Below are 13,219 nucleotides of genomic sequence, written 5' to 3'. Positions count from 1 at the left end.
ACTACAGCGCCCGGAACAGCCCTTCCTGGACGACGGAGACCAGCAGACGCCCCTCCAGGTCGTAGATCCGCCCACGGGCCAGACCCCGGCCGCCCGTCGCGATCGGTGACTCCTGGTCGTAGAGGAACCACTCGTCCGCGCGGAACGGCCGGTGGAACCACATCGCGTGGTCCAGCGACGCCATGTCGAAGCCCCGCGGCCCCCACAGGGGCTCCACCGGGATGCGCACGGCGTCCAGGAGAGTCATGTCACTGGCGTACGTCAGCGCGCAGGTGTGCACCAGCGGGTCGTCGCCGAGCGGGCCGACCGCCCGCATCCACACCGCGCTGCGCGGCTCGGCGCCCTTGACCTCCTCGGGCGTCCAGCGCAGCCGGTCCACATAGCGGATGTCGAAAGGCTGACGGCGCGCCATCCGCTCCAACTGCTCGGGCAGCGCGCCCAGATGCTCGCGGATCTCGTCGGCGACCCTCGGCAGGGACTCCGGGTCCGGCACCTTCCGGGCCGGCGGCAGCTGGTGCTCGAAGCTCCCTTCCTCAGGCTTGTGAAAGGAGGCGGTGAGATTGAAGATCGTGCGGCCCTGCTGCACGGCCGTGACCCGGCGGGTCGTGAACGACCGGCCGTCGCGGACCCGTTCGACCTGGTACACGATCGGCACGCCCGGCCGGCCCGGGCGCAGGAAGTACGCGTGCAGCGAGTGCACCGGGCGGTCGCCCTCCGTGGTGCGCCCGGCGGCGACCAGCGCCTGGCCGGCCACCTGGCCGCCGAAGACCCGCTGGAGGGACTCCTCGGGGCTGCGGCCACGGAAGATGTTGACCTCGATCTGCTCCAGGTCGAGCAGGTCCACGAGTCTCTCGGCCGGGTTCGTCATGGGTGCCTTTCTCCTGCGCTCACAGCTGGCCGACGTCGGTGACACGGACAACGGCGCGGCCCTCCGCGTCGGAGGCGGCGAGGTCGACCTCCGCGCTGATGCCCCAGTCGTGATCGCCGTTCGGGTCGTCGAAGATCTGCCGGACGCGCCACAGACCGTTCTGCGGCTCCTCCTCGATCAGCAGCAGCTTGGGACCGCGGGCGTCCGGGCCCGTGCCCAGCTCCTCGTACTCGTCCCAGTACTTGTCCATCGCCTCGCCCCACGCCTCGGCGTCCCAGCCCGACTCGGCGTCCAGCTCGCCCAGTTCCTCGACCTGGTCGAGGGCGGCCAGTTCCACCCGGCGGAACATCGCGTTGCGCACCAGGACGCGGAAGGCCCGCGCGTTGGTGGTGACCGGTTTGACCTGGTCGGCCTTCTCCTGGGCCTCCTCGGCGGTCATCTCCTCGGGGTTGGCCAGCTGCTCCCACTCGTCGAGCAGGCTGGAGTCGACCTGGCGGACCATCTCGCCGAGCCACTCGATCAGGTCCTGGAGATCCTCGGACTTCAGGTCGTCGGGCACGGTGTGGTCGAGCGCCTTGTAGGCGCTGGCCAGGTAGCGCAGCACGATGCCCTCGGTGCGGGCCAGCTCGTAGTGCGACACCAGCTCCGTGAACGACAGCGCCCGCTCGTACATGTCGCGGATGACCGACTTCGGCGACAGCGGATGGTCGCCGACCCAGGGGTGGCTCTTGCGGTACGTGTTGTACGCGTGCGAGAGCAGTTCCTCCAGCGGCTTGGGGTAGGTGACGTCCTGGAGCCGCTCCATGCGCTCCTCGTACTCGACGCCGTCCGCCTTCATCGCGGCCACCGCCTCGCCCCGCGCCTTGTTCTGCTGGGCGACGAGGATCTGCCGCGGATCGTCCAGCGTGGACTCCACGACGGACACCATGTCCAGGGCGTACGACGGCGACTCCGGGTCCAGCAGCTCGAACGCGGCGAGCGCGAAGGTGGACAGCGGCTGGTTCAGCGCGAAGTCCTGCTGGAGGTCGACGGTGAGCCGGACGATCCGGCCCTCGGCGTCCGGCTCGTCCAGCTTCTCGACGATGCCGCCGTCCAGCAGCGAGCGGTAGATCGCGATCGCGCGCCGGATGTGCCGCAGCTGCTGCTTGCGCGGCTCGTGGTTGTCCTCCAGCAGATGGCGCATCGCCTCGAAGGCGTTCCCGGGCCGCGCGATCACCGACAGCAACATGGTGTGCGTCACCCGGAAGCGGGACGTCAGCGGCTCCGGTTCGGACGCGATCAGCTTCTCGAACGTGTCCTCCGACCACGCCACAAAGCCCTCGGGCGCCTTCTTGCGGACCACCTTGCGGCGCTTCTTCGGGTCGTCGCCCGCCTTGGCGAGCGCCTTCTCGTTCTCGATGACGTGCTCGGGGGCCTGCGCGACGACGAAGCCCGCCGTGTCGAAGCCGGCGCGTCCGGCCCGGCCCGCGATCTGGTGGAACTCCCGCGCCCGCAGCGTGCGCACCCGGCTGCCGTCGTACTTGGTCAGCGCCGTGAACAGCACCGTGCGGATGGGGACGTTGACGCCGACGCCGAGCGTGTCGGTTCCGCAGATGACCTTGAGCAGACCGGCCTGGGCCAGCTTCTCCACCAGGCGCCGGTACTTGGGCAGCATGCCGGCGTGGTGCACGCCGATGCCGTGCCGCACGTAACGGGAGAGGTTGCGGCCGAACTTGGTGGTGAAGCGGAAGTTGCCGATCAGCTCGGCGATCCGCTCCTTCTCCTCCCGCGAGCACATGTTGATGCTCATGAGCGCCTGCGCCCGCTCCACGGCCTGCGCCTGGGTGAAGTGCACGATGTAGACGGGCGCCTGCTGAGTCTGGAGCAGCTCGGTCAGGGTCTCGGTGAGTGGGGTGCGCTGGTACGCGTAGGAGAGCGGGACCGGGCGGGTCGCCGAGCGGACCACCGAGGTCGGCCGGCCGGTGCGCCGGGTGAGGTCCTTCTCGAACATCGAGACGTCGCCGAGCGTGGCCGACATCAGGATGAACTGCGCCTGCGGCAGCTCCAGGATCGGAATCTGCCAGGCCCAGCCTCGGTCGGGCTCCGCGTAGAAGTGGAACTCGTCCATGACGACCTGGCCGACGTCCGCGTGCTTGCCGTCGCGCAGCGCGATGGAGGCGAGCACCTCGGCGGTGCAGCAGATGACCGGGGCGTCGGCGTTGACGGACGCGTCGCCGGTCAGCATGCCGACGTTCTCGGTGCCGAAGAGCTTGCACAGCTCGAAGAACTTCTCCGAGACGAGCGCCTTGATCGGGGCGGTGTAGAAGGTCACCTCGTCCCGGGCGAGCGCGGCGAAGTGGGCACCGGCGGCGATCATGCTCTTGCCGGAGCCGGTGGGCGTCGACACGATCACGTTCGCGCCGGAGACCACCTCGATCAGCGCCTCCTCCTGGTGGGGATAGAGGGTGAGGCCGCGCTCCTGAGTCCACGACTCGAAGGCTTCGTACAGGGCGTCGGGGTCGGCGGTCGGCGGCAGCTGATCGATGAGGGTCACGCCCCCATCTTGCCTGGCCTCCCGCCCGATGCGGGAATCGGATGCCCGTACGAAGATCGCGAACGCTACGCTGTGTCGCCGACGTGGCGTCAGCGCACGCGGTCAACTGGACAGCGGCACACGAGGAACGGGGCGGGCAACGGCGATGATGGGACCAGCACACTCACTCTCCGGTGCCGCGGCCTGGCTCGGTGTCGGAGCGGCCGCCGCCGCGGCGGGGCACGCCATGCCCTGGCCGGTCCTGCTGGCCGGCGCGCTGATCTGCGCCGGCGCCGCGCTCGCCCCCGACCTCGACCACAAGGCCGCGACCATCTCGCGGGCCTTCGGCCCCCTCTCACGCGGCCTGTGCGAGATCGTCGACAAGCTCTCGTACGCCGTCTACAAGGCCACCAAGAAGCAGGGCGACCCGCGGCGCTCCGGCGGGCACCGCACGCTCACGCACACCTGGGTCTGGGCGGTGCTGATCGGCGGCGGCACCTCGGTGCTGGCGATCACCGGCGAGCGCTGGGCGGTGCTGGCGATCCTCTTCGTGCACATGGTGCTGGCGATCGAGGGCCTGCTGTGGCGGGCGACCCGCGGTTCCAGCAGCGACGTCCTGGTGTGGCTGCTGGCCGCGACCAGCGCCTGGATCATCGCCGGGGTGCTGGACAAACCGGGCAACGGAGCGGACTGGCTGTTCTCGGCGCCGGGCCAGGAGTATCTGTGGCTGGGGCTGCCGGTCGTGCTGGGCGCGCTGGTGCACGACGTCGGGGATGCGCTGACGGTCTCCGGCTGCCCGATCCTGTGGCCGATCCCGGTGGGGCGCAAGCGCTGGTACCCGGTGGGTCCGCCGAAGGGCATGCGGTTCCGGGCGGGCAGCTGGGTCGAGCTGAAGGTGCTCATGCCGGCGTTCATGGTGCTCGGGGGAGTGGGCGGCGCGGCGGCGCTCAACGTGATCTGAGGCGGGCCGCCCGGACCGCCCGGACCGCCCGGGCCCTCCGCTGCCGCCCGGCGCGGTCGGTCCCGAGGTCAGCCCTGACGGGTGCCCTCGCCGTAGCGCCGTTCGAAGCGGGCGACGCGGCCCTCCGTGTCCACCGTGCGGGCCTTGCCGGTGTAGAAGGGGTGGCTCTCGGAGGAGATCTCCACGTCCACCACCGGGTAGGTCTCGCCGTCGTCCCATTCGATGGTCTGGTCGCTGGTCGCGGTGGACCGCGTCAGGAAGGCGTAGCCGGCGGCCCGGTCGCGGAAGACGACGGGGTGGTAGTCGGGGTGCTTGTCCTGCTGCATGGCTGCTCCAGGTGGGGCGGGGGCAGGGGAGAGAGCCCGGTGACGGCGGGGTCAGCCGGACAGGGACTCCTCGTCCACGATGTGCACCGCGGCCTCCTCGGCGGAGGCGGCGGCGCCGTCGATCCCGACGTCCGTGGCGACCAGCGCGGCCTCGTCGTCCTCGTGCGCGCCTTCGTCGGGGGCGACGAGACGGCCCGAGCGGGCGGCGCCGACCTCGTTGTCCAGGAGTTCGCCGTCCGTGTCCGCGGAGTCGCCGAGGCCGTCGCCGTCCGGCACGGTGATGTCGGGCTGCTCCTCGGCCAGCCGCTGGTCCAGGGTCTCGCCGGCGTGGCGCTCGGCCGCCGTCACCCCGGTGTGCTCCACCGCCCACGGTCGCTCCGGAGGGGACCAGCCCCGGTCGAGGGGATCGTCGACACCGTCGTACTCGAGGGTGTCCTCCGCGTCGAGCACGCCCGTGTCCTCGCGTTGGTCGGACGCGTCGGGCTGGTAGACGTCGTCTCCCCATCCGTCGGCGCTGTTCACGGGTACCTCCAGGGGGTGGGGACGGGGCGGTTCTCACCGCGGTGGGCGGCGGACCGCGACCGTCCGTGCCGGGGACACAGGCTTCGCCCGCCACGCGCTGCGGGCGCGCCCCCGAGCCGGTGCCGCCGCTATCCAGACTTCCACCCCTGTTCGGAACCGCGCAACGGCAAGGGCCTGGGGGTGGGGCCCCGGGGCCGCGCCCGGGGACGGCCCGCCCCGTCGGCGCATGCCGCCGTCCCGGGGCGCGGGCTGCCGCCGTCGGGATCGGCCCCCGCCCTACGCCGTCGGGATCGGCCCCGGCCCTACGCCGCCGTCCGCCCCCGCCCTACGCCGCCGGCCGGCACCCGCCGCTACGCCCCCGGCCGGGTGCCCCTCGTCTCACCCGTGCCACGACCGCCACAGCGCCGCGTACGCTCCGTCCGCGGCGACCAGGTCCTGGTGGCTGCCCAGCTCGCTGATCCGGCCGTCCTCGACGACGGCGATGACGTCGGCGTCGTGGGCGGTGTGCAGGCGGTGGGCGATGGCGACGACCGTGCGGCCGTCCAGGACGCGGGCCAGGGAGCGTTCCAGATGGCGGGCGGCGCGGGGGTCCAGCAGGGACGTCGCCTCGTCCAGCACCAGGGTGTGCGGGTCGGCCAGCACCAGCCGGGCCAGGGCGATCTGCTGGGCCTGCGCCGGCGTCAGCGTGAACCCGCCCGAGCCGACCTCGGTGTCCAGGCCGTCGTCCAGGGCCCGCGCCCACCCGTCCGCGTCCACCGCGCCGAGGGCCGCCCACAGCTCGGCGTCCACGGCGTCGGTCCGGGCGAGCAGGAGGTTGTCGCGCAGGGAGCCCACGAAGACGTGGTGCTCCTGGTTGACCAGCGCCACATGGGAGCGGACCCGCTCGGCCGGCATGCGGGACAGCTCGGCGCCGCCGAGGGTGATCCGGCCGTCGCGGGGCGCGTAGATCCCGGCGAGCAGCCGGCCCAGCGTGGACTTGCCCGCGCCCGAGGGACCGACCAGCGCCAGCCGGGTGCCGGGAGCCACCTCCAGGGACACCTTGCGCAGCACGTCCACGCCCTCGAGGTAGCCGAAGTGGACCCGGTCGGCGTGCACGTCCCGGCCGTCCGGCAGCACGGACGCGTCCCCGGCGTCCGGCTCGATGTCGCGGACCCCGACCAGCCGCGCCAGCGACACCTGGGCCACCTGCAGCTCGTCGTACCAGCGCAGGATCAGCCCCACCGGGTCGACCAGCATCTGGGCGATCAGCGCACCCGTGGTGAGCTGCCCGACGCCGATCCAGCCCTCCAGGACGAACACCCCGCCGACCAACAGCACCGAACCGAGGACCGTCACATGGGTGAGGTTGATGACCGGGAAGAGCACCGACCGCAGCCACATGGTGTAGCGCTCCCAGGCCGTCCACTCGCGAATCCGCCGCTCCGACAGCTCCACGCGCCGTCGGCCCAGCCGGTGCGCCTCGATGGTGCGCCCGGCGTCCACGGTCTCGGCGAGCGCCGCGGCCACGGCGGCGTACCCGGCGGACTCGGACCGGTAGGCGGAGGGCGCCCGGCGGAAGTACCAGCGGCAGCCGGTCACCAGCAGCGGCAGGGCGAGCAGCACCGCGGCGGCCAGCGGCGGTGCCGTGACGACCAGTCCGCCCAGCAGCAGCCCGGCCCACACCACCCCGATGGCCAGCTGGGGCACGGCCTCGCGCATGGCGTTGGCGAGCCGGTCGATGTCGGTGGTGATCCGGGAGAGCAGATCGCCGGTGCCGGCCCGTTCCAGGACACCCGGCGGCAGTCCGACCGACCGGACGAGGAAGTCCTCGCGCAGATCGGCCAGCATCCGCTCGCCGAGCATCGCCCCGCGCAGCCGCACCTCCCGCACGAACGCGGCCTGGACGACCAGCGCCACGACGAACAGCGTCGCCGTGAGGCCCAGGTGCAGCTCCCGGTCACCGTCCGTCACCCGCTCGACGAGCCCGCCCAGCAGATAGGGGCCCGCCATCGAGGCGACCACGGCGACGGTGTTCACGCCGATGAGGAGCAGGAAGGCACGGCGGTGCCGGCGGAACAGTTCGGCCACGTAGGCGCGTACGGTCGCGGGGGCGCCGACGGGCAGAGTGCTCGCCGTGGTCGGGGCCGCCGGGTCGTAGTCCGGTGGCGCCACGCCGATCATGCGGTCTCCTCGATCTCTTCCAGTTCGTTCAGTTCGTCGAGTTCGTCGAGCACCTCGTCCTCGAGGCGCTTCACGGCGGTCCCGTTAGCCGTCTCGTCGTCGAGGCGCTTCACGGTGGTCCCGTCACCCGTCTCGTCGTCGGTCTCACGGGTCACCACCGCCCGGTACCGCGGCTCCTCGCGCACCAGCTGCCGGTGCAGCCCGACCGCCGCGACCTCGCCCTCGTGGACCAGCACCACCCGGTCCGCGCGGTCCAGCAGCAGCGGTGACGAGGTGAAGACGACTGTGGTGCGGCCGTCCCGCAGGTTCCGCAGACCCTCGGCGATGCGGGCCTCGGTGTGGGAGTCGACGGCGGAGGTCGGCTCGTCCAGGACCAGCACCTCCGGGTCGGTGAGCAGCGACCGGGCCAGCGCGAGCCGCTGGCGCTGGCCTCCCGAGAGGGACCGGCCGCGTTCGGTGATCCGGGCGTCCAGCGGGTCCTCGACGTCCAGCGAGCTCTGGGCGAGCGCCGCCAGCACATCCGCGCACTGTGCGGCCGCGAGCGCGTCCGCGGCGCGGACCGCACCCGAGGAGGGCACGTCGAGCAGATCCCGCAGGGTGCCGGAGAGCAGGACGGGATCCTTGTCCTGGACGAGGACGGCCGTGCGCGCGGTGTCGAGCGGCAGTTCGTCCAGCGGCACCCCGCCGAGCAGCACGGACGTCCCCGCCTCGGCGGGGTGTCCGCCGAGCCGCTCCGCCAGCCGTCCCGCCGCGTCCGGGTCGCCGCACACCACGGCGGTCAGCCGGCCCGCGGGGGCGAGCAGACCGGTGTCCGGGTCGTACAGATCGCCGGAGGGCAGGTCGGCGGCGCGCGACCCACCGGTGGCGGTGGCCCGCTCCAGCGACAGCACGCGCGCGGCCCGCCGGGCCGAGGGGCGCGAGAAGGAGTACGCCATCGCGATCTCCTCGAAGTGCCGCAGCGGATAAGTCATGATCATGACGGAGCTGTAGACGGTGACCAGCTCGCCGACGCTGATCCGGCCCTCGCGGGCCAGGCGGACGCCGTACCAGACGACCGAGATCAGCAGCAGTCCGGGCAGCAGCACCTGGATCGCCGAGATCAGCGACCACATCCGGGCGCTGCGCACGGCCGCGTGGCGGACCTCCTGGGAGGCGCGGCGGTAGCGGTCGAGGAACAGTTCCTCGCCGCCGATGCCGCGCAGCACCCGCAGTCCGGCCACGGTGTCGGAGGCCAGCTCGGTGGCCCGGCCCGCCTTCTCGCGCTGGATGTCGGCGCGCCTGGTTGCCCGGGGCAGCAGCGGCAGCACCGCGAGCGCCAGCACCGGCAGGCCCACCGCGACGACCACCCCGAGCGCGGGCTGGTAGACGACCAGGCCGACGGCGACCAGCACCACGGTGAGCGCGGCGGCGGTGAACCGGGAGACGGCCTCCACGAACCAGCCGATCTTCTCGACGTCACCCGTGGAGACGGCCACCACCTCGCCGGCCGCGACCCGCCGGGTCAGCGCCGCGCCCAGCTGCGCGGCCTTGCGGGCCAGCAGCTGCTGGACGCGGGCGGCCGCGGTGATCCAGTTGGTGACGGCGGCGCGGTGCAGGAAGGTGTCGCCGACCGCGATGCCGAGGCCGCACAGCACCAGCAGCCCGCCCGCCAGGGCGAGCCGGGAGCCGGAGCGGTCGACGACGGCCTGGACGGCGAATCCGACACAGAAGGGCAGCGCGGAGACGGACACGAAGTGCAGCAGGCCCCAGGCCAGCGACTTCAGTTGGCCGCCCAGCTGGTTGCGGAAGAGCCACCACAGGAATCGGGGTCCCGAGCGCGCGTCGGGCACGCCCGGGTCGGGATACGGAAGGTCTTGGATCTGCATGACGTCCCAGTGGCTCAAGTCGGGGGTGAACGGGGGCAGCAAGCCGTGAAAGGGTCGCGTCGGGACATGGTCAATAGCAAACGGTTTTCCACGGGACCGCACAGAACAGGCAAGCCGTGGCCGGAGGGAGGCCGGCAGGCGGCCGAGGGTGCCTCATTGCGGTCGCTCCCGAACAGCCGTAGAACACCCGCCATGAGAAACCGACTCATCATGTCCATGCTCGCCGGGGCAACCCTCGTGGTGAGCACCCTGCTCGGCGTGGGCGACGCCCAAGCGGCGGACGTTCCCGCCGAGTTCGGCACCGACTGGCACGACCCGGTCACCGCCGCCCCGCCTGTGCCCAAGCCGGACGCGAAGTCCTGCGAAGTCACCCTCGCCGAAGCCGAGTTCCGTGACTTCATCCCCTACCGCGGCACCTACACCCCGCCGGACGACTGCGGGGACCGCTGGAGCAAGGTGGTGCTGCGTCTCGACGGCAAGGTCAAGGGACGTCAGTACGACCGCCTCGGTCACCTCACCGTCGGCGGAGTGGAGATCTTCCGCACCTCGACCCCGCAGCCGTCACCGGACGGCATCGAATGGTCCGTCGAGAAGGACGTCACCCGTTACAGCGACACCCTGCGCCGCGCCCAGGACGTCGAGATGCTGATCGGCAACGTCGTCGACGACACCTACACGGGCGTCATCGACGTCAAGGTCACGCTGACCTTCTACCAGGGCACGGCCGGCACACCCGCCGCGCCGGACACCCCCGACCGCGTCCTCGCCCTCACCGGCGGATCGACCCTCACCACCCCGCGCAACAGCGAGCGCATCGTGGCCGAGGTGTACGCCACCGGCTCCGGCGGCGGCTGCGAGGAGTACTGGTATCTGACGGTGCCGTCCGCCGCGCCGTACTCCTGCCAGGCCGACGACGGCCCCTACCGCGAGGTCCAGCTCCGGGTCGACGGGCAACTGGCGGGAATCGCCGCGCCGTTCCCGACCGTGTGGACCGGCGGCTGGTCCAACCCCTTCCTCTGGTACGTCGTCCCGGGGCCGCGCGCCTTCGACGTCAAGCCGATCGCATACGACCTGACGCCCTTCGCCGGACTCCTCAACGACGGCCGCCCGCACCGGATCGAGGTCTCCGTCGTGGGTGTGCCCGAGGGCCGCCCCGGCTGGAGCACCCCCGTCAACGTCCTGGTCTGGCAGGACGAGAAGCGCACCCATGTCCCGGGCGCGCTCACCGTTCACGAGACGGGCGACCTCGCGAACTCCTCGACGTACACACCCGGCCGGGAGCACCGTGTGGACACCGAGGCCCGCCACCGGCTGACCGTCTCCGGGTACGTCGACACCTCGCACGGCCGCGTGACCACCACCGTCGGCCGCGTCCTCGCGCACACCTCCGCGCACCGCTGGACCGACGGCGAGACCACGGACGCGCTCGACGCCGAGTGGACCGACGCCGAGACGGTCACCGTCGATGGACGCGGACCGGCCCGGACGACGCGCGCCCACCGGACGTACACGATGGACGGCACGACCACCCTCGGCGCGGCGGACCGGTTGCGCACAGTGCTGACCCTCGGCGACCGGGCCACGGTCGTCGCCACGCGGGACGGCCGGCGCACCGCGTGGTCGCGGCTCGACGACACCCACACCGGCGACGCCACCTACACCATGAACGTCCCGCGCGACCAGCGGCACGCGGTCGGCACGACGAGCGAGCGCTACCGGCTGTACGGATCCGCGGCGGGCCCGTCCGGCTGTTACGACCGCACGCTGACGACCGTTCAGGGCGTGCTCACCGAGGACCGGCTGCGCTGTTGAGGTGAGTTGTGCGCGATGCGCCTGTGCGATGTGCGTGTGCGATGCGTCACATGGCGCGTGATTTACACGCCTGTCACACGCAGGTCGCAGGCGAGATCAAGAGCACCCCGAGAGTGATCGGCGCGGAAGCCGCTTTCCGTATGGCAGAAGTCCCATGGGGGCTTCTGTGTGCCGTCGTCCCCCTCAAGGAGTGCCCGTGCCGCCGTCCGTACCGTCCCTCCCGCGACGCGTCGCACGCATACTGCGTACCTCTCTCTTCGCGCAGGTCGTCTGCGCCCTCGTGCTCGGCATCGTCGTCGGAAAGCTGTGGCCCGACACGGCCACCGCCCTCCAGCCGCTCGGCGACGGTTTCGTGCGCCTGATCAAGGCGGTGATCTCACCGCTGGTGTTCTGTGTGGTCGTCGTCGGCATCGCCAAGGCCGGTGACCTGAAGGCCTTCGGCCGGATCGGACTGAAGGCCCTGATCTGGTTCGAGGTCGCCTCCACCGCCGCGCTGCTGATCGGACTGCTGGCCGCCAACGTGGTCCAGCCGGGCTCCGGGATGAACGTCGACCCGTCCCGGCTGGACGCCTCGGCCGTCGACGAGAAGACCGAGGGCGGCTCGCTGCCGTCGACAACCGAGTTCGTCCTGAACGCCCTGCCCCAGAGTTTCGTCGGCGCCTTCGCCGAGAACGCGCTGCTCCAAGTGCTCGTCCTGGCCTGCCTGGTGGGCGCCGCGCTGCTGCACCTCGGCCACACCAAGGTGCCCGCGATCCTGCCCGCCATCGAACAGGCGCAGGAGGTCGTCTTCGCGGTCGTCGGCTTCGTGATGCGCCTCGCCCCGCTGGCCGTCTTCGGCGCGATGGTCCACCTGGTCGGCAACTACGGCCTCGGTGTGATCAGGACGTACGGCAAGCTCATCGTCCTGTGCTACGCCGTCGCCGCGCTCTTCCTGGTCCTACTGGCCGTGGCGCTCAAGCTGCTCACCGGGCTCAGTCTGTGGAAGTTCGTCCGCTACACCCGCGAGGAGATGCTGCTCGCGCTCGGCACCGCGTCCAGCGAGACGGTCATGCCGCGCATGATGCAGAAGCTGCGCCAGGCCGGCTGCCGGGACGACGCGGTCGGCCTGGTGCTGCCCACCGGCTACTCCTTCAACCTGGACGGCGCCTCGATCTACCTCTCCGTCGGCACGCTCTTCATCGCCCAGGCGGTCGGCGTGGACCTCAGCGCGGGCCAGCAGATCACCGTGGTCCTCGTCCTCATGCTGACCAGCAAGGGCATGGCCGGGGTGCCGGGTTCGGCGTTCCTCGCGCTGTCCGCGACCGCGAGTTCCCTCGGCGTCATCCCGGCCGGCGCGGTCGCGCTGCTGCTCGGGGTCGACCGCGTCATGGACTCCATGCGCGTCGCCACCAACCTCCTCGGCAACTGCGTCGCCGTCTTCGCCGTCTCCCGCTGGGAGGGCGCGCTGGACGCCGTACGAGCGAAGAAGGTCCTGAACGGGGAGATCGCGTTCGTACCGGAGCCGGACGACAAGTCAGGCATCACGGAGCCGGATGACAAGGCAGGCATCACGGAGCCGGACCGCAAGGCCGGCACCGCGGAGCCGGTCCCGGCCCGGACCGCCAAGGAGCCCGCTCCCGACGCCGGTTGACGCCTCACCGCGCACAAAGGCCGCGGCCACCACTCCGGTGGCCGCGGCCTTCCCGTTCCCGGCTCGCGAAAGGTTTCAGCAACTCCGCTCGCCGCCCCCGTCGACCAACGTGTCCAACAACCCCTCGAGGACGGTCCGCTGATCATCCGTCAGCGGCGCCAGGATCTCCTCCGCCGCCGACCGTCGCGCGCCGCGCAGTTCGCGCAGCGCGTCACGGCCGTCGTCCGTGAGCTCTATACGGATCACTCGCCGGTTCGCCGGATCCGGCACCCGCCGCACCTTCCCACTCGCCTCCAGCCCGTCGACCAGCGTGGTCACGGCTCGCGGCACGACCTCCAGGCGCTCGGCGAGGTCGGCCATGCGGGGCGGCGAGCCGTAGTGCGCGAGGGTGCGCAGCAGCCGGGACTGGGCCGGGGTGATACCCAGGCCGCGCAGCTCCAGATGGCGCTTCTGGATGCGGTGCACCCGGCGGGTGAGCCGCAGCAACTGCTCGGCGAGCAGGGCGTCGGGATCGGGGGTGGTCATACGGGAACAATATCAGGACACCATTCATTGTGAGTATA

General features: G+C 71.8%; 10 protein-coding genes. 3 read left to right on the top strand and 7 right to left on the bottom strand.

The genetic code is table 11. The features are described 5' to 3' along the window. Position 1: 1 nt before the first annotated feature. Together ACZ42A_RS34790 and ACZ42A_RS34785 are read right to left on the bottom strand one after the other, a co-directional pair. A complete protein-coding gene (locus tag ACZ42A_RS34790) occupies positions 2–868 on the bottom strand; it encodes an acyl-CoA thioesterase (protein WP_468531324.1) in 867 nt (288 codons plus the stop codon). 19 nt (positions 869–887) lie between these two features. Next, positions 888–3,401, bottom strand: coding sequence for a DEAD/DEAH box helicase (locus ACZ42A_RS34785; RefSeq protein WP_468531323.1), 2,514 nt, complete (start codon positions 3,399–3,401; stop codon positions 888–890). A gap of 145 nt (positions 3,402–3,546) precedes the next feature. Here ACZ42A_RS34785 and ACZ42A_RS34780 point away from each other — a divergent pair, with 145 nt between their 5' ends. Then, positions 3,547–4,341 (top strand): metal-dependent hydrolase, encoded by a 795-nt coding sequence (locus ACZ42A_RS34780; protein ID WP_468531322.1) that lies wholly within the window; start codon positions 3,547–3,549, stop codon positions 4,339–4,341. A 68-nt stretch (positions 4,342–4,409) separates the two neighbouring features. On the opposite strand, the gene ACZ42A_RS34775 is transcribed toward ACZ42A_RS34780, so the two are convergent. The 4 genes from ACZ42A_RS34775 to ACZ42A_RS34760 form a co-directional block, all read right to left on the bottom strand. Then, entirely contained in the window at positions 4,410–4,667 is a 258-nt protein-coding gene (locus ACZ42A_RS34775) for a type B 50S ribosomal protein L31 (RefSeq protein WP_468531321.1), read from the bottom strand. 51 nt (positions 4,668–4,718) lie between these two features. Then, positions 4,719–5,189 carry a DUF5709 domain-containing protein gene (locus ACZ42A_RS34770; protein WP_468531320.1) on the bottom strand — a complete coding sequence of 157 codons (471 nt, stop codon included), beginning with the start codon at positions 5,187–5,189 and terminating at the stop codon, positions 4,719–4,721. A 378-nt stretch (positions 5,190–5,567) separates the two neighbouring features. After that, positions 5,568–7,349, bottom strand: a complete 1,782-nt coding sequence (locus ACZ42A_RS34765; RefSeq protein WP_468531319.1) for an ABC transporter ATP-binding protein — start codon at positions 7,347–7,349, stop codon at positions 5,568–5,570. Beyond that, complete coding sequence (locus tag ACZ42A_RS34760; RefSeq protein WP_468531318.1) at positions 7,346–9,214, bottom strand: ABC transporter transmembrane domain-containing protein; 1,869 nt, start codon at positions 9,212–9,214, stop codon at positions 7,346–7,348. Before ACZ42A_RS34760 ends, ACZ42A_RS34765 begins: the two co-directional genes overlap by 4 nt. A gap of 192 nt (positions 9,215–9,406) precedes the next feature. On the opposite strand from ACZ42A_RS34760, the gene ACZ42A_RS34755 reads away from it, so the two are divergent. Both ACZ42A_RS34755 and ACZ42A_RS34750 read left to right on the top strand, forming a co-directional pair. Continuing rightward, a complete protein-coding gene (locus ACZ42A_RS34755; protein WP_468531317.1) occupies positions 9,407–11,026 on the top strand; it encodes a peptide-N4-asparagine amidase in 1,620 nt (539 codons plus the stop codon). 196 nt (positions 11,027–11,222) lie between these two features. Next, positions 11,223–12,656, top strand: a complete 1,434-nt coding sequence (locus ACZ42A_RS34750) for a cation:dicarboxylate symporter family transporter (RefSeq protein WP_468531316.1) — start codon at positions 11,223–11,225, stop codon at positions 12,654–12,656. A gap of 75 nt (positions 12,657–12,731) precedes the next feature. On the opposite strand, the gene ACZ42A_RS34745 is transcribed toward ACZ42A_RS34750, so the two are convergent. Continuing rightward, on the bottom strand, positions 12,732–13,181 hold the full coding sequence (locus ACZ42A_RS34745) for a MarR family winged helix-turn-helix transcriptional regulator (protein WP_468531315.1): 450 nt from the start codon (positions 13,179–13,181) through the stop codon (positions 12,732–12,734). Between the last annotated feature and the right edge of the window lie 38 nt (positions 13,182–13,219).

The organism is Streptomyces sp. NPDC030838, assembly GCF_055572035.1.
The sequence above is the reverse complement of the archived record's forward strand: the minus strand, read 5'-3'. Positions and strand labels throughout refer to the sequence as shown.